The sequence below is a fragment of the Allobosea sp. UC22_33 genome (assembly GCF_042700715.1).
Taxonomy (GTDB): domain Bacteria; phylum Pseudomonadota; class Alphaproteobacteria; order Rhizobiales; family Beijerinckiaceae; genus Allobosea.
Map to the genome: position 1 here is coordinate 3,506,007 of NZ_CP170556.1, position 25,007 is coordinate 3,531,013.

Annotated in this window: 22 protein-coding genes; 11 read left to right on the top strand and 11 right to left on the bottom strand. The window is 67.9% G+C overall.

Going from position 1 to position 25,007, the window contains the following annotated elements; all coding sequences use genetic code 11:
- The gene (locus ACFJGT_RS16985) at positions 1 to 2,091 is read left to right on the top strand and encodes a hypothetical protein (RefSeq protein ID WP_377839904.1); all 2,091 of its coding nucleotides are present in this window, start codon (positions 1 to 3) and stop codon (positions 2,089 to 2,091) included.
- On the opposite strand, the gene ACFJGT_RS16990 is transcribed toward ACFJGT_RS16985, so the two are convergent.
- Positions 2,075 to 2,590 carry a GNAT family N-acetyltransferase gene (locus ACFJGT_RS16990; RefSeq protein WP_377839927.1) on the bottom strand — a complete coding sequence of 172 codons (516 nt, stop codon included), beginning with the start codon at positions 2,588 to 2,590 and terminating at the stop codon, positions 2,075 to 2,077. The genes ACFJGT_RS16985 and ACFJGT_RS16990 overlap by 17 nt on opposite strands.
- A 342-nt stretch (positions 2,591 to 2,932) precedes the next feature.
- Here ACFJGT_RS16990 and ACFJGT_RS16995 point away from each other — a divergent pair, with 342 nt between their 5' ends.
- A complete protein-coding gene (locus ACFJGT_RS16995; RefSeq protein WP_377839931.1) occupies positions 2,933 to 4,456 on the top strand; it encodes an argininosuccinate lyase in 1,524 nt (507 codons plus the stop codon).
- An 18-nt stretch (positions 4,457 to 4,474) separates the two neighbouring features.
- Here ACFJGT_RS16995 and ACFJGT_RS17000 read toward each other — a convergent pair whose 3' ends face one another.
- On the bottom strand, positions 4,475 to 4,987 hold the full coding sequence (locus ACFJGT_RS17000; RefSeq protein WP_377839935.1) for an NUDIX domain-containing protein: 513 nt from the start codon (positions 4,985 to 4,987) through the stop codon (positions 4,475 to 4,477).
- Between the two features lie 332 nt (positions 4,988 to 5,319).
- Between ACFJGT_RS17000 and ACFJGT_RS17005 the strand changes: the two genes are divergently transcribed.
- Both ACFJGT_RS17005 and ACFJGT_RS17010 read left to right on the top strand, forming a co-directional pair.
- On the top strand, positions 5,320 to 6,213 hold the full coding sequence (locus ACFJGT_RS17005) for a metallophosphoesterase family protein (RefSeq protein WP_377839937.1): 894 nt from the start codon (positions 5,320 to 5,322) through the stop codon (positions 6,211 to 6,213).
- Positions 6,214 to 6,298: 85 nt separating this feature from the next.
- On the top strand, positions 6,299 to 6,928 hold the full coding sequence (locus ACFJGT_RS17010; RefSeq protein ID WP_377839940.1) for a hypothetical protein: 630 nt from the start codon (positions 6,299 to 6,301) through the stop codon (positions 6,926 to 6,928).
- Positions 6,929 to 6,939: 11 nt separating this feature from the next.
- Here ACFJGT_RS17010 and ACFJGT_RS17015 read toward each other — a convergent pair whose 3' ends face one another.
- Positions 6,940 to 7,686 (bottom strand): glucose 1-dehydrogenase, encoded by a 747-nt coding sequence (locus ACFJGT_RS17015; RefSeq protein WP_133562802.1) that lies wholly within the window; start codon positions 7,684 to 7,686, stop codon positions 6,940 to 6,942.
- Between the two features lie 203 nt (positions 7,687 to 7,889).
- A complete protein-coding gene (locus ACFJGT_RS17020) occupies positions 7,890 to 9,701 on the bottom strand; it encodes an ATP-binding cassette domain-containing protein (protein WP_377849003.1) in 1,812 nt (603 codons plus the stop codon).
- 132 nt (positions 9,702 to 9,833) lie between these two features.
- Between ACFJGT_RS17020 and ACFJGT_RS17025 the strand changes: the two genes are divergently transcribed.
- Complete coding sequence (locus ACFJGT_RS17025) at positions 9,834 to 10,172, top strand: hypothetical protein (RefSeq protein ID WP_377839944.1); 339 nt, start codon at positions 9,834 to 9,836, stop codon at positions 10,170 to 10,172.
- A 78-nt stretch (positions 10,173 to 10,250) separates the two neighbouring features.
- Here ACFJGT_RS17025 and ACFJGT_RS17030 read toward each other — a convergent pair whose 3' ends face one another.
- The 6 genes from ACFJGT_RS17030 to mdoH form a co-directional block, all read right to left on the bottom strand.
- The gene (locus ACFJGT_RS17030) at positions 10,251 to 11,297 is read right to left on the bottom strand and encodes an acyltransferase family protein (protein ID WP_377839947.1); all 1,047 of its coding nucleotides are present in this window, start codon (positions 11,295 to 11,297) and stop codon (positions 10,251 to 10,253) included.
- A 34-nt stretch (positions 11,298 to 11,331) separates the two neighbouring features.
- Positions 11,332 to 12,336 carry a glucokinase gene (locus tag ACFJGT_RS17035; protein WP_377839951.1) on the bottom strand — a complete coding sequence of 335 codons (1,005 nt, stop codon included), beginning with the start codon at positions 12,334 to 12,336 and terminating at the stop codon, positions 11,332 to 11,334.
- Positions 12,336 to 13,115 (bottom strand): 2-oxo-tetronate isomerase, encoded by a 780-nt coding sequence (gene otnI / locus ACFJGT_RS17040; protein WP_377839955.1) that lies wholly within the window; start codon positions 13,113 to 13,115, stop codon positions 12,336 to 12,338. Before otnI ends, ACFJGT_RS17035 begins: the two co-directional genes overlap by 1 nt.
- Before the next feature lie 200 nt (positions 13,116 to 13,315).
- On the bottom strand, positions 13,316 to 14,284 hold the full coding sequence (locus ACFJGT_RS17045; protein WP_377839957.1) for a hypothetical protein: 969 nt from the start codon (positions 14,282 to 14,284) through the stop codon (positions 13,316 to 13,318).
- A gap of 225 nt (positions 14,285 to 14,509) precedes the next feature.
- Positions 14,510 to 15,268 carry an FkbM family methyltransferase gene (locus ACFJGT_RS17050; RefSeq protein WP_377839959.1) on the bottom strand — a complete coding sequence of 253 codons (759 nt, stop codon included), beginning with the start codon at positions 15,266 to 15,268 and terminating at the stop codon, positions 14,510 to 14,512.
- Positions 15,265 to 16,833, bottom strand: coding sequence for a glucans biosynthesis glucosyltransferase MdoH (gene mdoH / locus ACFJGT_RS17055; RefSeq protein WP_377839962.1), 1,569 nt, complete (start codon positions 16,831 to 16,833; stop codon positions 15,265 to 15,267). Before mdoH ends, ACFJGT_RS17050 begins: the two co-directional genes overlap by 4 nt.
- Positions 16,834 to 17,347: 514 nt before the next feature.
- Here mdoH and ACFJGT_RS17060 point away from each other — a divergent pair.
- The 4 genes from ACFJGT_RS17060 to ACFJGT_RS17075 are packed head-to-tail and all read left to right on the top strand — an operon-like array spanning position 17,348 to position 20,591.
- Entirely contained in the window at positions 17,348 to 18,151 is an 804-nt protein-coding gene (locus tag ACFJGT_RS17060; protein ID WP_377839965.1) for a zinc-binding alcohol dehydrogenase, read from the top strand.
- Between the two features lie 36 nt (positions 18,152 to 18,187).
- Positions 18,188 to 18,589 (top strand): 6-pyruvoyl tetrahydropterin synthase family protein, encoded by a 402-nt coding sequence (locus ACFJGT_RS17065; RefSeq protein ID WP_377839967.1) that lies wholly within the window; start codon positions 18,188 to 18,190, stop codon positions 18,587 to 18,589.
- Positions 18,586 to 19,707 (top strand): glycosyltransferase family 4 protein, encoded by a 1,122-nt coding sequence (locus ACFJGT_RS17070; RefSeq protein WP_377839971.1) that lies wholly within the window; start codon positions 18,586 to 18,588, stop codon positions 19,705 to 19,707. The genes ACFJGT_RS17065 and ACFJGT_RS17070 overlap by 4 nt, the downstream gene beginning before the upstream one ends.
- A 44-nt stretch (positions 19,708 to 19,751) precedes the next feature.
- Positions 19,752 to 20,591 carry an SAM-dependent methyltransferase gene (locus ACFJGT_RS17075; protein ID WP_377839973.1) on the top strand — a complete coding sequence of 280 codons (840 nt, stop codon included), beginning with the start codon at positions 19,752 to 19,754 and terminating at the stop codon, positions 20,589 to 20,591.
- A 7-nt stretch (positions 20,592 to 20,598) separates the two neighbouring features.
- Here ACFJGT_RS17075 and ACFJGT_RS17080 read toward each other — a convergent pair whose 3' ends face one another.
- On the bottom strand, positions 20,599 to 21,162 hold the full coding sequence (locus ACFJGT_RS17080; protein ID WP_377839976.1) for a cytochrome b: 564 nt from the start codon (positions 21,160 to 21,162) through the stop codon (positions 20,599 to 20,601).
- A 133-nt stretch (positions 21,163 to 21,295) separates the two neighbouring features.
- Between ACFJGT_RS17080 and ribA the strand changes: the two genes are divergently transcribed.
- Positions 21,296 to 22,546 carry a GTP cyclohydrolase II RibA gene (gene ribA / locus ACFJGT_RS17085; RefSeq protein WP_377839979.1) on the top strand — a complete coding sequence of 417 codons (1,251 nt, stop codon included), beginning with the start codon at positions 21,296 to 21,298 and terminating at the stop codon, positions 22,544 to 22,546.
- A 31-nt stretch (positions 22,547 to 22,577) separates the two neighbouring features.
- Positions 22,578 to 24,941, top strand: coding sequence for a hypothetical protein (locus ACFJGT_RS17090; protein ID WP_377839983.1), 2,364 nt, complete (start codon positions 22,578 to 22,580; stop codon positions 24,939 to 24,941).
- Positions 24,942 to 25,007 lie beyond the last annotated feature (66 nt).

The following is a 25,007-nucleotide window of genomic DNA, read 5'->3' on the forward strand; positions in this document are numbered from 1 at the left end:
ATGTGGAGCGTCTCCCTCGCCCCGATGGTGCCGCTGCCGCTGCTGATCGGCCTCGCCGTGCTCGCGGCTCTGGCCGCCGGCGCCGCGATCGTGCTGGCCGGCCGCAGCGCCATCCTGCGCGCGCTGGCGCTCGTCGTGCTGACGGCGGCCCTGGCCGACCCTTCGCTCGTCTTCGAAGATCGCGAGCCGGTCAAGGACGTCGTCTCGGTCGTGGTCGACCGCTCCGCCTCGAACCGCCTTGCCGACCGCACGGCCCAGACCGATGCGGCCGTCGCCGAGATCGAACGGCAGTTGCGCGGCATCCCCAATGTCGAGCCACGGATCGTCGAGTTGCGCGACGCGCAAGGGACGAATGACGGCACACGCCTGTTCGAAGCCCTGTCGTCGAGCCTCGCCGACGTGCCCTCCGAGCGCGTCGCCGGTGCCATCGCGATCACCGACGGCCTCGCCCATGACGCCCCGCCCAATGCCGAGGCGCTCGGCCTGCGCGCGCCGCTGCATATCCTGACCACCGGCCGCAATGCCGAGATCGACCGGCGCATCGTGCTGGTCGATTCGCCGCGGTTCGGCATTGTCGGCAAGGACCAGATCATTCGCCTGCGCGTCGTCGACAAGGGCGGCCCGGGCCGCGCCGGCCTCACCATCCGCCGCGACGGCGAGATCATCGCCCGCCGCGAAGTCGCAACCGGCCAGACCGTGCACGTCCCGGTCCGCATCGACCGCGGCGGCCCGAACGTCGTCGAGATCGAGGCTTCTCCGCTCGACAACGAGCTGACGCTGGCGAACAACCGCGCCGTCATCACCATCGAGGGCGTGCGCGACAAGCTGCGCGTGCTCCTGGTCTCGGGCGAGCCACATCCGGGCGAGCGCACCTGGCGCAACTTGCTCAAGGCCGACGCCAATGTCGACCTCGTGCATTTCACCATCCTGCGCCCGCCGGAGAAGCAGGACGGCACGCCGATCAACGAGCTCTCGCTGATCGCCTTCCCGACGCGCGAGCTGTTCCAGGTCAAGATCAAGGAATTCGACCTGATCATCTTCGACCGCTACGCCAACCAGTCGATCCTGCCGCTGCTCTATTTCGAGAACATCGTGCGCTATGTTCGCGATGGCGGCGCGCTGCTCGTCGCCGCAGGCCCCGAATACGCGGGCTCGCAGACGCTGGCCCGCACCCCGCTCGGCCAGATCCTGCCGGCCCTGCCCGATGGCAGCGTCATCGACGAGGCCTATCGGGCCACGGTCAGCGAGCCCGGCAAGCGCCACCCCGTCACCCGCGACCTGCCGGGCTCGGAAGTGTCGCCGCCGCGCTGGGGCGAATGGCTGCGCATGGTCGGCGCCCAGGCGCGGGCCGGCGGCGCGCCCGTCATGACCGGCCCGGGCGACCGGCCGCTCCTGATGCTGGCGCGCGAGCAGAAGGGCCGCGTCGCGCTCTTCCTCTCCGACCATGCCTGGCTCTGGGCGCGGGGCTTCCGCGACGGCGGCCCCTATCTCGACCTGCTGCGCCGCCTCAGCCACTGGCTGATGAAGGAGCCGGAGCTGGAGGAGGAGGCGCTGCGCGCGACCGTGCGCGGTGCGACCGTCGAGGTCGAGCGCCAGACGCTGCGCGACAATCCCGGCCCCATCACCATCACCGGTCCGGACGGCCAGTCGCGCACGGTCACGCTGGAGCCCGGCCGCCCCGGCCTGTTCACTGCCCGCATCCCGACCAGCGATCTCGGCCTCTACCGCCTGACCGCGGACAATCTCACCGCCTTCGCCAGCGTCGGGCCGGAGAACCCGCGTGAGCTGATGGAAGTGGTCAGTGATCCCGGAGCGCTCCAGCAATTGGCGCAGGCGACCGGCGGCTCGTCCCGCCGCATCGGCCGCGAGAGCGGCTCGGCCGTCAACGTGCCGCGCATCGTGCCGGTGCGCTCCGGCAGCCAGTTCGCCGGCAATGACTGGATCGGCCTCAGGATCAGCGATTCCGGCATCGTGCGCGGCGTGCGCATCTCGCCGCTCTTCATCGGATTGCTCGGGCTTGCGGTGCTGTTCGGCGCCCTCGTCGCCGGCTGGCTCGGCGAGAGCGGCAGGCGCCTCAGGCGTCAGAGCTGAAGCGCATCGAGGTCACCGCCCCGCTGCGCTGCTTCAGCACGCCCTCGACAAGTTCGAGCGCGAGAAAACGCGCCGGATCGGCGGGCCCGGGCAGCACGAGCTGGCCCAGCGGCAGCACCTTGAAGCCGAAGCGGGCGTAATAGGGCGCGTCCCCGATCAGCATGATCAGGTCATGCCCGGCTTCGCGCGCGGACTCGATCGAACGGTTCATCAGGGCAGCCCCGATGCCCCGGCCCTCGAAGGCGGGATCGACCGTCAGCGGCCCGAGCATCAGCGCCTTGTGGCCGCCGGCCAGAACCGCCGTCACCTTCACCGACCCGACCAGGAAGGTGCCGACATGGGCGGCGAAGGACAGGGCGTGATCCGGCGGTACGCCCTCGCGCAGGCGGAAGGCCGTGCGCGCGAAGCGGCCGGGGCCGAAGGCGCGCTCATGCAGGCGCTCGATCGCGGCGGCGTCCACGGGGAGTTCGTGGCGGATGGTCAGAGGCAGGGATGTCATGATGATCGACGCTTAAGCGGGAGGCGGATCGGCAGAGCGACGGCAGGCGCGTGCGGGCGCATGACCGGGAGGGCGCATTCAGCGCGCCGGTCGTCGCAGGTCTCGCAGGCTCAGCCGGATCATCATGACAGCGCCTCTACAGCATCAGGCCGAAAAGTGGAATCCACTTTTCGGAAAAATCTGAGGCGACGCCGAATGGCACTTGAGCGGCATCATCCGGGCTGCATCGATCTCCGGCGGAGACTTGCCGGCCTCGCCGGATTGGTCTCAACTCCGCTCTCCAGCGGGGGAACAAGCCACGGAAGCCGAAGGCGATCTCGCCTGTCGGAACGGAGGAAACCGATGCCCGGATTCAAGCCTCTCGCCCCTGCCCTTCTTCTGGCGGCCATCTGCCTGCCGGCGCTGGCCCAGCAACCGGCCCCGCCGAAAGAGCCCGTCCGCGACGAGTTCTTCTGGCTCGGCGAGATCAACAAGGCGAGCACCGTCATCAATGCCGAGCAGGGCCTGCTCGACCGGGCGCTGGCGCCGAAGCTGGCGCAAGGCATCGCCAAGGTGATCGAGGCCGGCAACCAGCCGGGCGCCAGGCGGCCTTCGACCGTCATCAGCTTCGAGCCCCTGATGATCAAGGAAGCCGGCGTCGAGGTCACGCTGATCCATGCCGGCCGCTCCAGCCAGGACATGCACGCGACCTATCGCGCCGCGATCATGCGCGACCGGCTGCTGACGCTTGCCGGTGAGCTCAACCGCGCGACACGGACGATGGTGGATCTGGCCGCTGCGCATCGCGACACGATCGTGCCCAACTACACCAACGGCGTCGCCGCCCAGCCCAACAGCTACGGCCATTATCTGCTCGGCCTCGTCGCCGGGCTTGATCGCGATGCCCAGCGCATCCGCGAGACCTATGCCCGCGTCGATCGCTCGCCGATGGGCACGACGGTGCTGAACGGCACGAGCTGGCCGCTCGATCGCCAGCGCATGGCGGATTATCTCGGCTTCGCCGGCCTCGTCGAGAACGCCTATGACGCCTCGCAGATCGCCGCGGCCGATCTCCCCGTCGAGGTCGGCGGCATCGTCACGGGCATCGCCCTGCATGTCGGCGGCTTCATCGAGGACGTGATGACGCAATATGCGCAGTCGCGTCCCTGGATCATCCTGCGCGAGGGCGGCGGCAACACCTATGTCTCCAGCGCCATGCCGCAGAAGCGCAATCCGGGCCTGCTGAACGGCACGCGCGAAGACGCTTCGACCGCGCTCTCGCTGGCGATGGGGCCGGTCTTCAGGGGGCATAACATCCCGCCCGGCATGCCCGACGCCAAGGACGCCAAGACCAACAGCGCCATGACCGACAGCGCGACCAAGGCGCTGCAGGGGCTCGACCGCATCCTGAAGGCGCTGGCCATCGATCCCGAGCGCGCGCTGGAAGAGCTGAACAGCGACTGGACGGCGTCGCAGGAGCTCGCCGACGTGCTGATGCGCAAATACAAGCTGCCCTTCCGCGCCGGTCACCATTTCGCGTCGGAGGTCGTCGACTACGCCAAGCTCAACAACATCAAGCCGACCGAGTTTCCCTATGCGCAGGCGCAGGCGATCTACCGCAAGGCCGCGCCCGAGATGGGCCTCGCCGCTGCCGATCTGCCGATGAGCGAGGCCGAATTCCGTTCGACGCTCGACCCCGTCGCGATCATCAAAAACCGCGCGACGGCCGGCGGCCCGCAGCCGGCCGAGATGGACCGGATGCTGGCCGAAGCGAAGCAGCGCCTCGACCGTCAGGATGCCTGGATCAGGGATCGGCGCGCGAAGATCACGTCTGGCCTGGCGAAGCTCGACGCCGATTTCGGCACGCTGGCGAAGAGCGCGAACTGACCAGCCGAGCAGCCGCCGTCACCACTCCTTGGCAGGCGGCTGTCCCGACATGATCTCCGCGAGCCGCCGCCGCGTCGCCGGCGTCGTGCCTTGCGGCAAATTGTCCAGCGGGAAGAAGCCGGCCTCCGCGATCTCGCGGTCAGGCTGCTTGACGTGCTCGACCCGGAACTCGCGAAGGATATAGACGGCGACATGGTCGCGCCGCGAGATCCTGCGGTTGAAGAACAGCCCATGCAGGACAGGCCGCGCGGTCGGAGCGATGCCCGCCTCCTCCGACAATTCGCGCTCCAGCGACAATTCCGCCGTCTCGCCGACCTCAACCCCGCCACCGGGAAAGTGCCAGCCGGGCACATAGGTATGGCGGATCAGGAAGACCTCGCCACGCTCGTTCAGCACGACGGCGCGCACGCCAAAGGTCATGCCTCGCGCGAAGCGGAAATAGACATGCAGCAGCCGCGTCAGCGCGCGCTGCGCGAATGAACGCGGCTTCTCCGGATCGATAGCGGCTGACGGGGGCGTCGCTGATTGCATCCGATCGATTCTCAAGGGCGGGTTAATTGTCTATGCAAAAAACGCATGACGGACCGTCAAGCACCTCAGTTGTTCTGCCACAAACGCGCCCCAAATGAGGCAGATATCGCACCGCAACATCAGGACACGAAAACCATGCTTCTCTCTTTCATCATCGCTCGCTTCAAGGCCAAGCCGGCCTATGTCTGGAAGCCCGCCCTCACCCTGACCGATTCCCGCATCGTGTCGGAACTGACCGGCGCCGCCAACTAAGGTCTTCGGACCCTTCCGCAGTCCAGGCGCGTCATCGGCGCGCTTGACTGACGGCCTCCTGCGGGGGCAAGCGCTAGAGCGTGTTCAAGCTCGCGCATCTGTCCGACCCGCATCTCGGCCCGCTCGCCGGGTTTTCGCTGCATCAGCTCTTTGGCAAGCGCGCGACCGGCTATGTCAACTGGCGTCGCAAGCGCCGGCACGCCCATGACATGGATATCCTGGCGCGGATCGTCGCCGACATCCACGCGCATGAGCCCGACCATGTCGCCTGCACCGGCGACGTCGCCCATATCGGCCTGCCCGACGAATTCAAGACCGCCATTGCCTTCCTCGACGAGCTCGGCCCGCGCGAGAGGGTCAGCTTCGTGCCGGGCAATCACGATGCCTATGCGCGCTCCTCGCTGAAGCCGCTGGCCGGCCTGCTCGCGCCCTGGATCGCCGATGACGAGGGCAAGGCCGGCTATCCCTGGTATCGCCGCCGCGGCCCGGTCGCGCTGATCGGCGTCAACAGCGGTGTACCCACCCTCCCCTTGATGGCGACCGGCCGCGTCGGCAGCGAGCAGATCGCCCGCACCGAGGCCCTGCTGGACCGTGCCCGCGACGAAGGCCTGATCCGTGTCGTGCTGATCCATCATCCGCCCTATGTCGGCGGCGCCAAGCGTGGCCGTGAACTCGTCGATGCCTCAGCCTTCGAGGCCATGCTGAAGCGCAAGGGCGCCGATCTCGTCCTGCACGGCCATAATCACAGCTTCTCGCTGGCCTGGCGGCCGGGCCTGCGCCGCGACGTGCCGATCGTCGGCGTGCCCTCTGCCTCGATCGGTCCGCTTGGCCATGGCGAACTCGGCACCTGGCATCTGTTCCGCATCGAAGGCGATGCCACTGAGCCCCGGATCACGCTGGAGCAACGCAGCTTCGAGCCGGACGGCACCGTCATCCTTCGCCAGGAGATCGCGCTGCACGCAAAGCCGATGTGACGCTGTTTGCCGCCGAGTTTCGGCAAACCCGTTTACGGGTCTTTCACGCGCGGAACCTAGGATTCCCTAGCGGAAGGAACCCGTCATGTTCGCTGGAACGCTCGGCAGGAGCCAGTTCTTCGTCAGGTCATGCATCGTCGGCATCGCCGAGACGGTGGTCCTGCTCATCTGCATCGCCCTGCAATACCGGGCCTTCCTCGGTCCGCCCGGGCAGGCACGCTATCAGCTCGCCGCCACCGTGTTCCTGGTGAGCGGCTTCTTCTGCTTCCAGCGCATCGGCTTCGCCATCCGGCGCAATCGCCATGCGGGCGGCGGCGATCTTCTGCCCGGCCTCTATGCCATCGGCCTCTGTGCGGCGCTCGTCCTGCAGGTTCAGGCTCTGGTCGTCCGGACCAATGACAGCCCGCTGAACGGCCTGGCCTATGCCGCCCTGCTTTATCTCGCCTTGACCGGCGTCTGGCTCTATTTGCTGTTCGAGGCGCCGGGGGTGGCGCAGGTCGACAGCGCACCATCGCCAAGCCGCGGCCGCTTTGCTGAGGCCAATGCGACCCCTGCCCTATCGCAGCTCTCGCTCGCCATGGAACAGGCAATCGCCGGCGAAAGGCCGCTTCCGGCCGCGCCGATGCCAAACCAGCCCCAGGGCTTCCTCGGGTCGGTCCGGCGTCCTCCGCCGCCGCCCCAGCGCACCCAGTTCGGCCGGCGCGGCGTCAAGTAATCCGTCTCGGCTCAGACGCAGCGGCCGCCGTCGACGGCCAGCACAGAACCCGTCACCATGTCGGCCTCGTCGGAGCACAGGAACAGCGCCGCATTGGCGATATCCTGCGGCGTCGAGAACCGCCCCCACGGGATCGAGGCGGTGAACTGCGCGCGCCGCTCCGGCGTGTCCTCGCCCATGAAGGTGGCGAGCAGCGGCGTCTCGCCGGCGACCGGCGCAATCGCGTTGACGCGGATCTTGTCCGGCGCGAGCTCGACCGCCATCGATTGCGAGATCAGGTTCGCGGCGCCCTTCGAGCCGTTGTACCAGGTCAGGCCCGGGCGCGGGCGCACGCCGGCCGTCGAGCCGATATTGAGGATGACGCCACCGCCATGCTGCCGGAAATGCGGCACCGTCGCGCGCGCCATCAGATAGATCGACTTCACGTTCACCGCGAAGATCCGGTCGAACTCCTCCTCGGTCACCTCGGTCATCGGCTTGTTGCGATGGGTGGTGCCGGCATTGTTCACGACGATGTCGAGTCGGCCGACCTTGGCGAGGATCTTCTCGACCGCCTTGTCGACGCTCTTGGCCTTGCCGACATCACAGGTCACGGCGAAGGCCTTGCGGCCGATGGCCTTGGCGGCTTCCTTGGCCTTGTCGCCGTTGATGTCGAGCACCGCGACGCGCGCGCCCTCCCGCACGAAGGTCTCGGCGATGCCGAAGCCGAACCCCTGCGCTGCGCCGGTCACCAGCGCCGTCTTGCCCTTCAGTCTCATGCTCGTTCCTCGTGGCCTTGATGCCACGATGTTTGAAACGATTGAGCCCTGCGGTAAATGCGCTTTCTTGCGCAGGCGGGTGCGAAAATTGGATGGCCAAGCCGTCATTCTCGGGCGAAGCGAAGCGCAGACCCGAGAATCTCATGACCAGAGGGCGCTGCTTTCCGAGATGCTCGGGTCAAGCCCGAGCATGACGGTGAGCCTTACGCCCCGATCTCCTCGCGCAGCATCTCCAGCTCCAGCCAGCGCTCCTCGGCCTCGCCGATCTCCCGCGCGACCTCTTCCAATCGCGCCGTCGCCTTGGCGAAGAGCTTCGGATCGCGCGTATAGAGATCGCCGGCCACCGCCGTGTTGAGCTTCGCAGCCTCGGCCTGCAGCGTCTCGATCTTCTTCGGCAGAGTTTCCAGCGCATGTTTCTCGTTGAAGGAGAGCTTGCGCTTGGAGGCGGAAGCGGCCGGCGCCGATGCGACAGCCTTGGGAGCGGCAGGCGTGGCCTTCTCGACCGGCCGCGCCTTGGCTCCGACACCGCGCCCGCGCTGCGCCAGCATGTCGGAATAGCCGCCGGCGAACTCGGTCCAGACGCCATCGCCATCCGAAATCAGCACGGAGGAAACCACGCGGTCGATAAAGTCGCGGTCATGGCTGACCAGCAGCACCGTGCCCTGGTAGTCGGCGAGCAGCTCCTGCAACAGGTCGAGCGTCTCAAGGTCGAGATCGTTGGTCGGCTCGTCCAGCACCAGCAGGTTGGAGGGCTTGGCCAGCGCGCGCGCCAGCATCAAACGCCCGCGCTCGCCGCCGGAGAGCGCGCCAACCGGCGTGCCGCGCTGGATCGGCTGGAACAGGAAGTCCTTCATGTAGGAGACGACATGGCGCGGCTGGCCGCCGACCATGACCTGATCCGAACCGCCACCGGTCAGGACGTCGCCGAGCGGCGTTTCCGGGTTGAGGCTTTCGCGGCGCTGGTCGAGCGTCATCATTTCCAGCGCCGTGCCGAGCTTCACCTTGCCGCTATCAGGCTTGAGCGCGCCGGTCAGCAGGTTGATCAGCGTGGTCTTGCCCGCACCATTCGGCCCGACGATGCCGATCCGGTCGCCGCGCGCGACGCGCAGCGACAGGTTCTTGACGATGACATTGTCGCCATAGGCCTTGCTGACATCGATCGCCTCGATGACGAGCTTCCCGGAAGCCTGCGCCTCGCTCGCCTCCAGCCGGACATTGCCTTGCGCGGCGCGGGCCGTGCGACGCTGGTCGCGCAGCGCATGGAGCTCGCCGAGCCGGCGCTGGTTCCGGGTGCGCCGGGCGCTGACGCCATAACGCAGCCAATCCTCCTCGCGGGCGATCTTGCGGTCGAGCTTGTGGCGGTCGAGTTCCTCCTGCGCCAGGACTTCGTCGCGCCAGGCCTCGAACTCGCCAAAACCCCTTTCGGCCCGCTTGGTCACACCGCGGTCGAGCCAGATCGTGGCGCGCGACAGCGAGGTCAGGAAGCGCCTGTCGTGGCTGATCAGCACCATGGCCGAGCGCAGCGATTTCAGTTCCTGCTCCAGCCATTCGATGACGGGCAGGTCGAGATGGTTGGTCGGCTCGTCCAGCAGCAGGATGTCCGGCTCTGGCGCCAGCACCCGCGCCAATGCCGCGCGGCGCCCCTCGCCGCCCGACATCGAGGCCGGGTTCTCCAGCCCGGTCAGGCCGAGCTCGGTCAGCAGGTACTGCGCGCGATAGGCGTCGTCTCCCGGTCCGAGCCCCGCCTCGACATAGGCGAGCGCCGTGTCGAAGCCGGTGAAATCCGGCTCCTGCGGCAGATAGCGGATGGTCGAGCCCGGCTGGACGAAGCGCTCGGCATGATCCGGCTCGACGATGCCCGCCGCGATCTTCAGCAGCGTCGACTTGCCCGAGCCGTTGCGGCCGACAAGGCAGACGCGCTCGCCGGCCGAGACCGCGATCTCGGCGGCTTCGAGCAACGGCTGTCCGCCGAAAGTGAGCGCGACGTCGCGCAGATGCAGCAAGGGGGCCATGATCCGTCCTGTGTTCGGCCTGCGGGATAGACCGCCACTGCGCCGCTGTCACGTCCGCAAGCCATGGCACAGCCCTTGCCAGCTTTCTCCCGCCCCTTATCGTGATCGGATCGAGACCTGATGAGTCCAAGAGCGATGCCCAGCGAACGCCCGATCGGGATCGGCCATAATGGCGGTCCGCCGCTGAAGGAGCGCAAGCGCCGCGCTGCCACCGGCTCGGGCACGATCGGCCGCTATTTCGACTGGCGCTTCGCCCATCGCAAGGCCTGGAAGAAGCCGCGCGAGATCGCACTGAGGCGCGAGGAGAACGCCTCGGCGCTCGGCCTCACCTATGAGGAATATTCGCTGGAGATCATGGAGCGCGGCTATTACCCGCAGCCCGAGCATGTCGAGACGATCAAGTCGAAGCGCGCCCAGCGCCGCAAGGATGGCGGCATGGTCGGCCAGTCGCTCAAGGGCATGAAGCTGAGTTGAGCGGCACCGTCATTCTGGGGCGAAGAGCAGCGAAGACCCCAGCAGAGATGCTCGGGTCAGGCCCAGCATGATGCGGGATCATCCCCCAAGCCAGCGCCGCACCAATCGCGTCGCCGGCTTCTCGAAGAAGCGGTAGAGCAGCAGCGCCGCGACCACTGAACCGACAAGCGCCAGCGCGATATAGAGGGCCGGCGAGTACAGCCCAAGCCGCAGCACCACCTCGCGCATCCCCCGGATGACGAAGGGGTGGACGAGGTAGAGCGCATAGGAAGCATCCCCTACCGCCGCCAGGGCCTTCACCGGCGGGAGCGGCACGATCCCCTCGCGGCCGCAGCCGGCGGCCAGCATCAGCAGGACAGCCGCGCTGCCGCGCCACAACACGCTGCTCCAGGGCCCATCCGTGCCCGGAACATGGGCAGCAGCGACCAGCAGAGCGGCACCGGCCAAGGCTACGGCGATCCGCAGTGCCCCGTGCAAGCGCAGGCCCTTGTGCCTGAGGACAGCGATCCCCATCCCCGCTGCGAATTCCAGCACGATCGGCTGGCCCCAGAAGCCGAAGGGCAGCGCCAGCGGGCCGCTCAGGCTTTCCGCCCCGACCAGCAGCGCCAACAGGAGAGCGACCGCCGGCAAGGTCCAGCGCCGCGGCAGCATCAGCCCGGCGCTGAACAGAGCGTAGAACAGCATCTCGTAGTTCAGCGTCCAGCCCAATGAATAGACCGGCTGGACCAGCCCTTGCGTCGAGACCACCGGCCAGAAGAGGTAGGAGCCGAGCACCTGCGGGAGGTTCGGCACGCCCGAGTTGAGCAGGGCCGGAACGACGAGCCCGACGAGCAGGAACAGCGTCGTCACCGCCCAGTAGAGCGGGACGATCCGCGCCAGCCGGCGCTTCAGGAACAGGCGCGCCGCGCCGTCCCGCCCGAACAGGTCCTGCGAGGCATGGACCATGATGAAGCCGGAGACGACGAAGAAGATGTCGACGCCCGCCATCCAGGGCAGAAGATCGCTGCGCGTGAAGCTCAGGCCCGCGCGGGCGGCGATGACGGCCGCATCCGGCTGGACATGGTGGATCGCGACCATGAAGGCCGCGAGCGCGCGCAGGACCTGGATCGAATGGATGGGCTGCACGCGAACCTGAAAGAATGACGGGCGGAAAGGCCGCTCAGCCAAACCACAGCCGCTTGGGATCGTCGAGCCCGAAGCGATGCAGATTGGCGGCGATCGCCGCCAATCCCTGCTCGGCCGCATCCGTCGCGGTGATGACATGCAGGGCAAAGCGCTCCGCCAGGTCTTCCATCGGCGGCTTGCCGGCGAAGGTTGCGCGAATCGCCGCCTTATCGGCGAGCGGCAGCAGATGCGGCGCGATGCCGCCGGCGATGAAGACGCCGCCCGTCGCCTTGAAGACGAGCGCGAGATCGCCGGCAACGCGCGCCAGCAGACGCCAGAAGCAGACCACGGCCATCAGCGCCGCCGGATCGCCGTCATGCGCAAGGCGCGAGACATCGGCCGCGCTGACCTCGGCCTCCAGCATGCCGGATGTCCGGGCCACCGCCTTGTGCAGGCGCACGAGCCCGTCGCCGCTCAGGAGATGCTCGACCGTCAGGCGCGGGATGCCCTCGCTCAGCGCAGGCCAGAGCCGCTGCTCGGTCTGGTCCTCGGGGCCGATGCCGATATGGCCGGATTCAGTGGGGATCAGCACGCCACGCTCGCCGCGCATCAAGAGCGCTGCCGCGCCGAAACCGGTGCCGGGCCCGAGCACCAGCTTCACACCTTCCGGCTCCGGATCGCCTTCGACCAGGGTCGAAAGGTCGCCCGGCTTCAGAACCGCGAGCGAGGCCGAGAGCGCCTCGAAATCATTGACCATCAGTCCTTGGGTCAGGCCCAGCGCGGCCGCGATCTGCGGCCCGTCGAGCTGCCAGACGGCGTTGGTCAACTGCGCCTGCCGGCCCTCGAGCGGGCCGGCGACGGCCAGCACGGCCGAGCGCGGCTTCTCCGGTAGATCCGCCAGGACGGCGGCGAATGCGGCCTCCGCCGTCGGATGAGTGCCGGTCCCGATCCGCGCCAATGGCCTGTGGGCACAGTCCGCATCGGTGACCAGCGACAACCGGCAATTCGTGCCGCCTATATCGGCGATCAGCACCGGATAGGAGATCGAGGGCGGACGCATCAGAGCGGCTTCCGCCAGGGCGCGAACCAGCCAAGCCCTTCGAGCGTGCCGGCCTCGGGCCGGTACTCGCAGCCGACGAAGCCGTCATAGCCGAGGCCGTCGAGCTCGGCGAAGAGCGTCGGATAGTCCGGGCCGGAAGCATCGGGCTCATGACGGCCATTGGCGCGGGCGATCTGGACATGGCCGACGAGCGGATAGAGCGCCTTCAGCTTGGCCGAGACATCGCCATGGATCAGCTCGCAATGATACATGTCGAATTGCAGCCGAACGTTCGGGCGGCCGGATTCGCGGATATAGGCCGCAGCTTGGTCGAAATCATTGAGGAAATAGCCCGGCATGTCCTTGCCGTTGATCGGCTCCAGCAGGAGGTCGATGCCCTGCTCGCCGAGCTTGTCGGCGGCATAGGCCAGCGAGGCGCGATAGGTCTTCTGCGCGACGGGGTCGTTCGGGTCGGCCAGCCCCGCCATCATGTGCAGGCGCTTGACCCCGGTCTCGTGCGCATAGGACAGCGCAGTATCGACCGAGGCCTTGAACTCGTCCTCGCGGCCCGCGAGTGAGGCAATGCCGCGCTCGCCGTTGGCAAAGTCGCCGGGCGGCAGGTTGTAGAGCGCTTGGGTGAGTTCGCCCCCCGCCAGCGCGAGCCCGACCTGCTCGGGCGTATGCTCGTAGGGAAACAGGAACTCCACCGCCTCGAAGCCCGCCTCGGCTGCCGCCTTGAAGCGATCGAGGAATTCCCATTCGGTGAACATCATCGACAGGTTGGCGGCAAAACGCGGCATGGGTCTCTCTGCAGGCTGGGCGGTATCGGTCGCCGCAGGCTAAACCGATGCGCCCGCCGCGTCATGGCCAAACGCGACAGGCAGGCAATGCGTTCCGTTATGGATAGGGCCCGCGTCATGCTCGGGCTTGACCCGAGCATCGCGGAAACCAGCGTCCTCTGGTCATGAGATTCTCGGGTCAAGCCCGAGAATGACGGCGCTTAAGGCTTGGGCGGCGGGTTCGGATCGGTCGAGAAGCGCCGGAACACCATGTCGGGCGAGGAGGTGTTGTGGCGCGAATGCGTCGTGCGCCCCATCCAGATATCGGTCGCCTTGCCGCCGGGATAGGACATCAGCGCCTCCTCGCGCCAGCCCTTGGCGCCGGGCTCGCGCAGCGCGATGCGGGCGACGTCGTTGTTGAACTCGGTGACATACATCGAGCGCAGCGCCAGGAAGCCCTTGCCGCCGGTCACCGGCTTGTCGAGCACGGCATCGAGCACCATCCGGTTCTCGTCGACGCTGTCGAGCTTGAGGCTGCCGGACGAGCCGTCCTTGAAGTTGAGCTTGAAGGTCAGCGTCTTCGGCTCGAATTCGATCTCCTTGATGTTCACGACGGGGCGTCCTTCCTGCTCGATCGGCCCGAACAGGAAGGAGGAGCCGTAGGAGGAAAAGCCGAGATGCTCCGGCGGCAGCGGCCGGGCGCGCCAGTTGCCGTCCTGCGGATAGACGACGAGGACCTCGTGCGACTTGTCCTTGCCGAGCTTCCAGAGCTGGACGAGATGCAGGTTCTTCTCGACGCGGTCGCCGACGCGGAAGGTCGCCTCGGCCGGACGCCAGAAGCTCGGGAAGGTGTAGCCGACCAGCCAATAGTCGATCGATTCGTAGAAGGTGACGCGGCGCGGCGGCGTCGGCGGCGCGAAGGACGGGTCGCCCTTCATGTCGCAATTCGCCCAGTCGGCATCCCAGTTGTCGCGCACGAGCCCGGCGACATAGGCCGGATGCGCCGCTTCGATCTGGAAGCGCCGGACCTCGGGCGAGACCACCTTGATCGTGACGTTGTCCTTCTCCGCGCAGAGCACCGGCTCGGATTCGTTCTTCACCTCGACGGCAACCTCGCCTGCTGCCCGCGCGACCGTCAGCGAGGCGAGGAGAGCGAGCGAAACCGCGAGCGGGCGAGGAAGGCTGATCATGGCGATCCTTGACGAGAGTTCGGGAACAAACTGATCACGGCGAGATGAACGCCGGCTGACCAAGGCTGCGGCAGGAACGCGGCGAGAGCGCGACAGACACGCGCCCGATGGGTTCCGGCACCGTCAACGGCCCTGCCGCGACATCGTTCCAACCCACGCATTGCCATGATCGCTGAAGCAACGCGTGAGAGCGGGCTCTCGCGAAGAGCCCCCTGTGCCTGCGCCTCAGCCCGGCAGGATGGCGTAGACATCGCCCGAATTGGACTCGTGCGGCAGGCCGCGCAGGTAATCGCCCATCGCCTCGGCGCTCGCGGGCTCGCCAAGTTCGAGTCTCTGGCTCTCGCCGATCGCGACATTGAAGCGATAGGGGCCGAGCGTCTCCAGCAGGGCGAGACACGCCTCGGCGACCTCCCGCTGGATCGTCGTGAACTCGAAGGAGATGACCGGCACCGCCTTGGTCAGGCCGGCCAGCACATGGGCCTCGAAGCCCTCGACATCGATCTTGAGCAGCTTCGGCAGGCCGTAGCGCTTGATCAGGCGATCGAGCGTCGTGCAGGGCACCATGATCTCATGGTCCCAGATTTGCCCTTCCCAACCGCCGGCGCCATCGGCTGCCCCGATGAAGGCCGCCGAGACGGTCGAGACGGTCGGGTTCCGGCTGTTGATCCTGAGCGCGATCGAGCCCTCATGGTCGCCGCAGGCAGCCTCCACCAGTGTCACCAGCGGATCGCGTCGATGGATCAGGCGGATGACGCGGGCGGGACCGGGCTGCGGTTCCAGCGCCACGACGCGCGCGCCCAGTCGCCGGAAGGAGGAGATCCGGTCGCCGACATGGGCGCCGATATCGAAGGCAAGATCGCCCGGCGCCAGGAAGGACCCGTAAAGCCGGTCCATCGCCGCGTTGCGCTCCTTGTCGCCATGATAGACACGCAGCGAGCGCGACAGAGCCTTCACCGTGCCCTTCGGGTAGGTGACGGCGTTCATGCCGCCTCCCGGTCGTGGATCGCGGCGAGCACCGGCGGCAGGTCGAAATCCTCGGGTATGCCGCAGAGCCCGCGCCGCGCCAGCCATGCGCCGCAAGCCGGCGCCGCCGTCAGCATGGCGAAGGGGATCGCCAGCACATAGCCCGCAGTCAAGGGCAGCGACCAGATCAGCACGGCCGGCGCCATGATGCCGAGCGTGACGAAGAGATAGGCCCCGAACAGCAGATGCGGCCACAAGCCCGCGAAGGCCGTTCCGAAGGAGAGCGCATGGGCATCGCGCGCCTGCCCATTCCAGCCGATCTTCGCCTGACCGAAGGCGAGCCCGATCATGAACAGCGTCGTACGGAAGCTCGAAACCGCGCCTTGCAGGAAGGAGAAGGCGAGTTCGATCGCCGCTGAAACCAGGAAGCGCGCCTTGCCGCCATAGCGCGCGACGCCGCCCGATGTCAGCAGGATGTCGGCGAAACCGGCAAGCTTCGGCGAGAGATACATCGCCAGGAACAGCAGATAGAGCCCGGCTGCGAGCCCAGCCGGATAATCGGCGATCGCCCGATCCTCGAACACCTTGAGCGGCAGGAGCGCGATCATCAATGTCCAGGCCGGCAGGCCGAGGAACATCAGGATCGCCCAGACCAGCTGGAAGCGGCTCATCGGCTTGAGGCCGGGCAGATCCAGCAGCTTGAGATATTGCAGATTGCCGAGGCACCAGCGCAGGTCGCGCTTGGCGAATTCCAGCATGGTCGGCGGGTTTTCTTCCCAGCTTCCGCCCTCGACCGGCAGGACGCGGACCTCGTAGCCGGCGCGGCGCATCAAGGTCGCCTCGACCTGGTCATGGCTCATCACCGCCCCGCCCAGAGGCGCCCCGCCCGGCAGCACCGGCAGATGGCAATGATCGCGGAACGGCGCGATCCGCACCAGCGCGTTATGCCCCCAGAACGGCCCGCAATCGCCACCCCACCAGGCCGAGCCCATGGTGTAGGGGCGCATGCCATGGCGCATGCCGAACTGAAAGATGCGGGCGAAGGCCGAACGGCTGGGCATGCCGACCACGAGACTTTGCAGGATTCCGAGCTTCGGATGCGCCTGCATCATTCGGGCCATGCCGAGGATCGTCTCGCCCGCCATCACGCTGTCGGCATCGAGCGGCAGCATCAATTCATAGCGCTCGCCCCAGCGCTCGCAGAAATCGCGGAGATTGCCGGCCTTGAAACCGGCGTTGTCGCTGCGACGGCGATAGGTCACCCGCGCCGCGTCACCGAGCTCGCGCGTCCAGGCCTCGGCCAGTTTCTCCTCGGCAGCGGCAACAACGGGATCATGGGTGTCCGACAGCACGAAATAGTCGAACCAGTCCCCCTCGCCGGTCGCATCGAGGCTGTCCTTGACCACCTTGAGCCGGCGGAAAGCGCGTGCCGGGTCCTCGTTGCGCAAGGTCATCAGCACGGCGGTGCGCAGGGCCAGCGGCGTCGCCTCTTCATTGGCGGCGGCGAAGGGCGCGACCGCGGCAAGCCCATCCGCCTTGCCGTGCAACAGCCAGAGTCCGATCGCGGCATTCCAGAAACCGAGCACGGTCCAGGGCGCCCGAACAGGAAGGCGACGAAGATCGCGATATCAGCGACGCTCCAGCCGCCTGCCCCGAGCACGCGGGCGAGCCCGGCAAGCAGCAGGGCGAGCGTGACGAGATTCAAGGCGAGGACAAGGAACCGCCGGCGGCGCAGCGCCGTTTCCGCCTGCAGCCCGGCCGGCGTCAGACCGTTCGGCCCGGCCTCTTGCGTCACCCGCCGGAACGTGGTCGGAGCGGGACGCTGGTTCATGGCGGTCTCTGTCATGGTAGGCAGACAGGCTCGGACAGACGGGGCGGACGCGAATGGCGCGGGAGCTAAAGCCTGCAAAATCGACTAACGCAAGGGCAAAGGCTCTTGCGCTTTGGTATACAGCCCCCCGTGAATGCAACCTGAACGAGGTCGCCCTGCCGGATCTCGGGCCGGATGACTGCCTGCTGACGACGCTCTGGAGCGGCGTCAGCCGCGGCACCGAGCGGCTGGTCTGCGAGGGCCGCGTGCCTTGCTCCGAGCATGAACGCATGCGGGCCCCGTTCCAGCAGGGCGATTTCCCGTTCCCGGTCAAATACGGCTATTGCGCCGTCGGCCGCGTCGACGCCGGCCCGCCTGACCTGCTCGGCCGCACCGCCTTCTGCCTGCACCCGCATCAGGACCGTTTCGTCGCGCCGCGCGCCAGCCTTCTCCCGGTGCCCGATGCGGTTCCGGCCCGGCGCGCGATCCTCGCCGCCAACATGGAAACGGCCCTGAACGCCCATTGGGATGCCGGTTCCGGCCCCGCTGACAGGATCGTGATCGTCGGCGGCGGCGTCCTCGGCCTGCTCGTCGCCTGGCTGGCCGCGCGCCTGCCGGGAGCGGCGGTCACGCTTGTCGATGTCGAACCGAGCCGTGCGACGCTTGCCGCCGAACTGGGCTTCAGCTTCGCGCTGCCCGATGCCGCACCGCGCGACGCCGATATTGTCTTCCATGCCAGCGCCACGGCGGCCGGCCTCGCCACCGCCATCGCGGCAGCAGGCACCGAGGCGCGGATCGTCGAGTTGAGCTGGTACGGCGAAGGCGCCGTGCCCGCCGCGCTCGGCGGCGCCTTCCACGCGCGGCGGCTCCAGCTCATCTCCTCGCAGGTCGGGCTGGTCTCGGCCTCGCGGCGTGCGCGCTGGACCTATGCCCGCCGGGCCGAGGCAGCGATGGCCCTGCTCGCCGATGACAGGCTCGATGTACTGATCACCGACGAGATCGCCTTCCGCGACCTGGCCGAACGCCTGCCCCGCCTGCTCGCGCCGGGCGCCGCTGGCCTGACCGCCGCAATTTGCTATGAAACGCGGCCCTGACCAACCCGCACCGCCAACCTGTCCCCGGGAGATCGCATGTTTTCCGTCGAAGTCCGCGACCGCATCATGATCGGCCATTCCCTGCCCGATCCCTTCTTCGGTCCGGCGCAGAACATGCACGGCGCCACCTTCGTGGTCGATGTCGCCTTCTTCCGGGAGACGCTGAACCGGCAGAACGTCGTCGTCGATATCGGCGCGGCGCTCGAGACCCTCGCCGAAACCCTGAAGCCGCTGAAATACCAGAACCTCGACGCCCTCCCGCAATTCGCGGGTGTGCTGACCACCACCGAATTCCTCTGCAAGCACATCTTCGATGCCATGGCGGCGGCGGCGAAGTCCGGCGCTCTCGGCGCCGACGGTGCGGGGCTGAACAGGATTCGCGTCACCCTCCACGAGACCGATCTCGCCCGCGCCAGCTACGAGGGCGCGCTGGCGTGAGCGGCATCGTCTTCGCCATCCCCGGCGACATCGACGCGCCCACCGGCGGCTACGGCTATGACCGGCGCCTCCTGCGCGAATGGCACGAGGCGGGCATCGAAGCACGCCATATCGCCCTGCCCGGCTCCTTCCCCTTTCCGACGGAAGCCGATCTGGCGACGACGGAACGGCTTCTTGCCGCAACCGCCCCCGACGACGTCCTGCTCGTCGACGGCCTGGCCTTCGGCGCCTTCCCCGAGGCCCTCGCCGCCCGGTTCGCGGATCGGCTCGTCGCGCTGGTGCACCACCCGCTGGCGATGGAGACGGGTCTGAAGCCGGAGGCGGCGGATACGCTGCGGCGAAGCGAAAGGCTGGCGCTGGCCCGGGCGCGCACCATCGTCGCATCGAGCCCGACGACGCGGGCAACGCTGGAGACGGAGTTCGGCGTTCCGGCGAGCGAGATTGTGGTCGCGGCTCCCGGTTGCGATCCGGCGCCCCGCGCTTCGGGATCGCGTGGTGGCGCCCCGCTCCGCCTGCTCGCGGTCGGCTCGCTCATTCCCCGCAAGGGCTATGGCGACCTCGTCGAAGCCGCGGCGGCGATCGCCGACCGGGCCTGGACGCTGACAATCGCCGGCTCGCCTGATCACGCACCCGAGACGGCGGCGCAATTGCGGAGCGTCATCGCCCGAGACGGGCTTGCGGACCGGATCGTGCTGGCCGGCGCTGTAGGCCCCGACAAGCTGGCGCAACTCTATGACGAAGCGGACCTTTTCGTGATGCCCTCCCTCTACGAGGGCTACGGCATGGTTCTGACCGAGGCGCTGGCGCGCGGCCTGCCGATCGTCACCACGCTGAGCGGCGCCGGGGCCGAGGCCCTGCCCGACGCGGCCGCCCTCAAGGTCCCTCCCGGAGACGCTGCGGCACTTGCCAAGGCCCTTGCAAGACTGATTGATGCGCCGGCAGAACGTCGGCAGCGTGCCGATGCCGCGTGGGCCGCAGCCGGCGATCTGCCGCGCTGGAGCGAGACCGCGCGCATCGTCGCGGAGGCCTGCCTGCGCGATAGAGCATCGGCCCGAAACGCGGCACGCGGCTTTCGGGAAAAGCCGATGCAAGATCAAAGAGCAAGAGAACAGGACTGAATGCGATATTCAGTCCGCTTCTCTCGCGGCCGAAAGGTGGGGTAATGGCTGGTTTCTCTCCGGAATGGCTCGCATTGCGCGAGCCGGCCGATCACGCGGCGCGCAATCCGCAAGTGCTTGCAGCGGTCGGTGGCTATTTCGCCGACAAGGCCTCGCTATCCGTGCTCGATCTCGGCTGCGGCGCGGGCTCCAACCTGCGCGCGACCTATGCCGCCCTGCCCGATCGCCAGCACTGGACGCTGGTCGATCACGATGCCGAGCTCCTCGCCTTCGCCCGCGAACGCCTGACCGACTGGGCCGACGAGGCGCGCGAGCAGGGCGAGGAACTCGTTCTCGCCAAGGACGGCAAGACGATCACCGTCGATACCCGCAAGGTCGACCTGAACACCGATCTCGAATGGGTTCTGGGCTGGCAGCCCGACCTCGTCACCGCCGCCGCCCTCTTCGACCTCGCCTCGAAGCGCTGGATCGAGCGCTTCGTCGCGGCTCTCGCCAGCCAGCATCTGCCGCTCTACGCCGTGCTGACCCATGACGGCCGCGAGACCTGGCTGCCGGAGCATCCGGCCGATGCCGGCATCCATGCCGCCTTCGTCGACCATCAGCACCGCGACAAGGGCTTTGGCCCCGCCGCCGGCCCGGAGGCTACCGAGATCATGGCCGAAGCCTTCCGAAAGTCGGGCTTCGCCATCTCCAGCGGCGACAGCAACTGGCTGCTCGATGCGAAGCGCCGGCCCGTGCAGGAGGCCTTGGCGGAAGGCATCGCCACAGCGGTCGGCGAAACCGGCCGCCTCGACCCGAAAACGATCACGGATTGGCTCAAGGCCCGCTGCAAGGCCGAGTCAGCCACGATCGGACATCAGGACCTCTGGGCCCGGCCGATCTAGGGGATCGCTACTTCAACCAAGGCAGCATGCGCCGCATCACGCCGTCCTTGAGGATCAGGTAGTGATGCAGCGCGGCGCCGATATGCATCAGCGCGAGCGCCCCGGTCGCGAGCGCGAGCTTGCCATGGATGTCGAGCACGCGCTTGGCAGCCTCCTCGTTGGGTTTCGCCAATGCCGGCAGGTCGAACAGGTCGAAGATCGTCAGGGCCGGAAACAGCGAGACCCCGATCCAGCCGAGCAGCGGTACGACGATCAGCAGGCCGTAAAGCAGCCAGTGCACCAGATGCGATGCCGCCTTCTGCCACCAGGTTAGCGTCGGCTCGTCCGGCGGCGCGCCGTGCAGCAGGCGATAGGCCAGCCGGCCGGCCATCAGCCACAGCAGCAGGAAGCCGGTGAGCTTATGGGCGCTGTAGAGGCCGTTGGTCAGCCCGTCCCAGATGTTCAGGACATTGCCGCGATAGCTCATGATGAGTCCGACCGGGATCATCGCCAGGACCGCGGCGACCGTGACCCAGTGCAGCGTGCGGGCGATCGGGCTGTAGACGCGGGCTGCCGGCATCTCGCCTTGCATCGGAAGGCCTCCTGACCTGCTGCTGGAACGCTATTCATCTCACGTTCAAGCGCATGCGCCCATAGGACGGCGATACGCTGGAAAGGTTCCCGCTTTCACCCGCCGGCAAATCCCACCTGACGCGGTTTTGATCATGGAACCCGCGCCCCGTCCGCCACGTTGCTGGCAGAGCGCACTGCAAGGCCCTATATCGATACCCGATGGTGCCCTGGATGCCCCCTCGGCCGGTCGCCGGCCCAATCTGACGGACTTTTCGATGCCTGAGTCGCGTACGCTCTTCGGCCCATCCCTCCAGACGGATCTCGTGAAGGTCGAGCGGGCGATCGCCGAGTTTCGCGCCGCCCGCCCCGTCCTGCTCCGAGACGGCGCGCGGCTCGCGCTCGCGCTATCCGCCGAACTCGCCGACGCCGAACTCGCGCGCCGCTTCGATAGCCTGGCGCAGGGCCGCGGCCATCTCGTGCTGAGCGCCGCACGACTGCGCCGCCTCGGCGCAAAGGGTCGCCTGGAAACCGGCATCTTCGCCTTGCCGACCATCGATACCGGCCGCATCGAGACGCTCGCGCTCAAGATCGACGCCCGCATGGATGCGCCCGTCGCCCCTGCTTCGGCACTCGATGAAGCCGCGCTCGAACTCGCTCGCCTGTCGCTCGTGCTGCCGGCCGTGATCCTCGTGCCGGTCAGCGCCGAGGCGATTGCCAACGAGCCGCTCGTCGAGGTCGAGATTGCCGCCGTCGACGGCTACCGCGCCGAGCAGGCAGCGACGCTGAAGATCGTCGGCCGCGCGCCGGTGCCGCTCGAAGGCGCGCCGGATACCGAATTTGTCGTCTTCCGCGGCGGCGAGGGCCTGCGCGATCAGGTCGCCATCATTGTCGGCAAGCCGGATCTTTCGTCTGCCGTGCCGGTGCGCCTGCATTCGGCCTGCCTGACCGGCGACCTGTTCGGCTCGCTGAAATGCGATTGCGGCGATCAGCTCCGCGATACCGTGCAGTGGATGGCCGAGAACGAGGGCGGCATCCTGCTCTATCTCGACCAGGAAGGCCGCGGCAACGGCATCTCCAACAAGATGCGCGCCTACAAGCTGCAGAGCCAGGGCTGGGACACCTATGACGCCGACGAGGTGCTCGGCTTCGATCTCGACCAGCGCCATTTCGACTTTGCGGCGACGATGCTGAAGCAGCTCGGCATCTCCAGCGTTGTGGCGCTCACCAACAACCCGCAGAAGATCGGTGCGATCGAGGCTGCCGGGCTCGAGGTCGCCGCCACCCAGCGCGTGCTCGGGCGTCCGAACGCGCACAACGTCCGCTATCTCGCCTCCAAGCGAGACCGCGCCGGCCATTTCATCGACATGGACGCGCTGATGGCGCGCGCCGCCCCGACGGATTGACCCCGGTCTCGTTTGCGATCAGGCCAGGCTGATGCCCGAGCCCGATAATACCCTGCCCGACAGTCCCGGACGCTGGCCGCTCGCCAGCGTCTGCGCGATCTTGTTCATCGCCTGGCTGGCCCTGTCCTGGCCCTGGCTCTCCGGCAGCGTCACCATCCCCTGGGACGCCAAGGCGCATTTCCACCCGCAGCTTCAGTTCCTCGCCGATGCCTGGCACAAGGGTCTCTCGCCCTTCTGGACGCCCTATGTCTTCTCCGGCTCGCCGCAGGTCGCCGATCCGCAATCCCTGATCTTCTCGCCCACCTTCGCCCTGATCGCGGCGCTGAACCCGGCTCCCGATTTCCGCTGGAGCGACGGCGCCCTGCTCGGCACCTTGCTGCTGGGAGCGCTCGCGATCGTCGTCATCTTCCGCGATCGCGGCTGGCACCCGGCCGGCGCCGTGGTCACCGCCCTCTCCTTTGCCTTCGGGGCCGCCGCCGCCTGGCGCATCCAGCATGTCGGGCAGGTGCTGAGCCTCGGCTATTTCGCGATCACGCTCTTCCTGCTCTCGCGCGCGCTGGAACGCGGCTCGATCGCCTATGGCCTCGCCGCCGGCATCGTCTCCGGCTTCATGGTGCTGGGCCGCGATCAGGTTGCCTTGCTCGGCGTCTATGTCCTCGCCGGCCTCACCATCGCCGCGATCCTGATGGCCCGGAGCCCGTGGCGCGCCTTCCGTGCCAGCCTGCCGCCGCTGATCGCCGGCACGCTCGGCGCCATTCTGGTCGCGACGATCCCGATCCTGCTGACCGCCTTCATCGCGCAGGAATCGAACCGACCCGTCATCGACTTCGTCGAGGCTGGCAAGGGCTCGCTCCATCCGGCCGCGCTGTTGACCGGGCTCTTCGCCAATCTCTACGGCGCCGCCGGCCCGCTCGATAATTTCTGGGGCGCGCCGAGCCCGGCCTGGGAAGCGCGCTTCGGCCCGCTCAGCCTCTTCCTTGCCCGCAATATGAGCCAGCTCTATCTCGGCCTGCTGCCGATGGGTCTGATCCTCACGGTCGGCCTCGTCCGCGGCGCGCTCTGGCGGCGCGAGATCGCTCCACTCACCGTCGCGGCGATCATCGTCCTGCTCTTCGCGCTCGGCCGCTACACGCCGGCCTTCCGCGTGCTGTTCGAACTGCCGGGCATCAGCTTCTATCGCCGCCCGGCCGATGCGCTCTTCATCCTCGGCGCCCTGCTGGCCCTGCTCGGCGGCTATCTGACCCATCTCGTGATGACCGGCACAGCCCCGAAAGCGCGGCCTTGGCAGGTCGGCCTCGAAGCGTTGATCTTTGCAGGCGCACTCGCGCTCGCGCTCTGGCTGGCCTGGACGGTCGGACGCATCCCGGTCGCGACCATGCCGCTGGTCGTCGCGGCGCTGTGCGGCATTCTCTCGCTCGGCGGCCTCATCGCCGCGCGCGGACTCGCGGGGCGCGGCTCGGCCCTCGCAGCCACCCTGGTGCTCGCCGCGACGCTGACCATGGACCTCTCGGTGAATAATGGCCCGAGCGAATCCACCGCCCTGCCGGCGCAGACCTACGACGTCCTGCGCAAGGACAGCAGCAACGACACCATCGCGCTGCTGAAACGCGAGACCGCCCGCACCGCCGCTCCCGACCGGCGCGACCGCATCGAGCTCGCGGGCATCGGCTTCCACTGGCCGAATGCCAGCCTCGTCCATGATCTCGACAACACGCTGGGCTATAACCCGCTGCGGCTTGGCCTCTACACCAAGGCGACCGGGGCAGGAGACCATGTCGCCCTGCCCGACCAGCGCACCTTCTCGCCCCTGATGCCGGGCTACAGCTCTCTGCTAGCCGACATGCTGGGCCTGCGTTTCATCGCGACCGGCGTGCCCGTCGAGCAGATCGACAAGCGCCTGAAACCCGGTGACCTCAGGCAGATCGCGCGGACCCAGGACGCCTTCGTCTACGAGAACCCCCGCGCCCTGCCGCGCGTGCTGCTGGTGACCGACGCCCGGAAAGCGGATTTCGACGCGATCCTGAAGACCGGCGAATGGCCCCAAGGGTTCGACCCGCGCCGCACCGTGCTGCTCGACCGCGATCCGCCGCCCTTGCCCACCGGCCCGCTCGGCCCCGACAGCGTCGCGATCCGCGACTACGGCACCACGACCGTGACACTCGCGGCCGAGATGGCGCGCGGCGGCTATCTCGTGCTCAACGATGTCTGGCACCACTGGTGGCAGGTCGAGATCGACGGCCAGCCCGCCGAATTGCTGCGCGCAAACGTCTTGTTCCGAGCCGTCGTCGTGCCGCCCGGCAAGTCGACGGTGCGTTTCGTCTTCCGCCCGCTGCAGGGGCTCTGGCACGACATCGGCGCCTATCTGCGCAAGCCTCCGGCAACGCAGCCCGGATAGCGGCCCTCCGAGGTGGGAGGGCGAAAATCACCTCTCCTGCCAGTTTCGGCCGCGCGATCGTGGCAG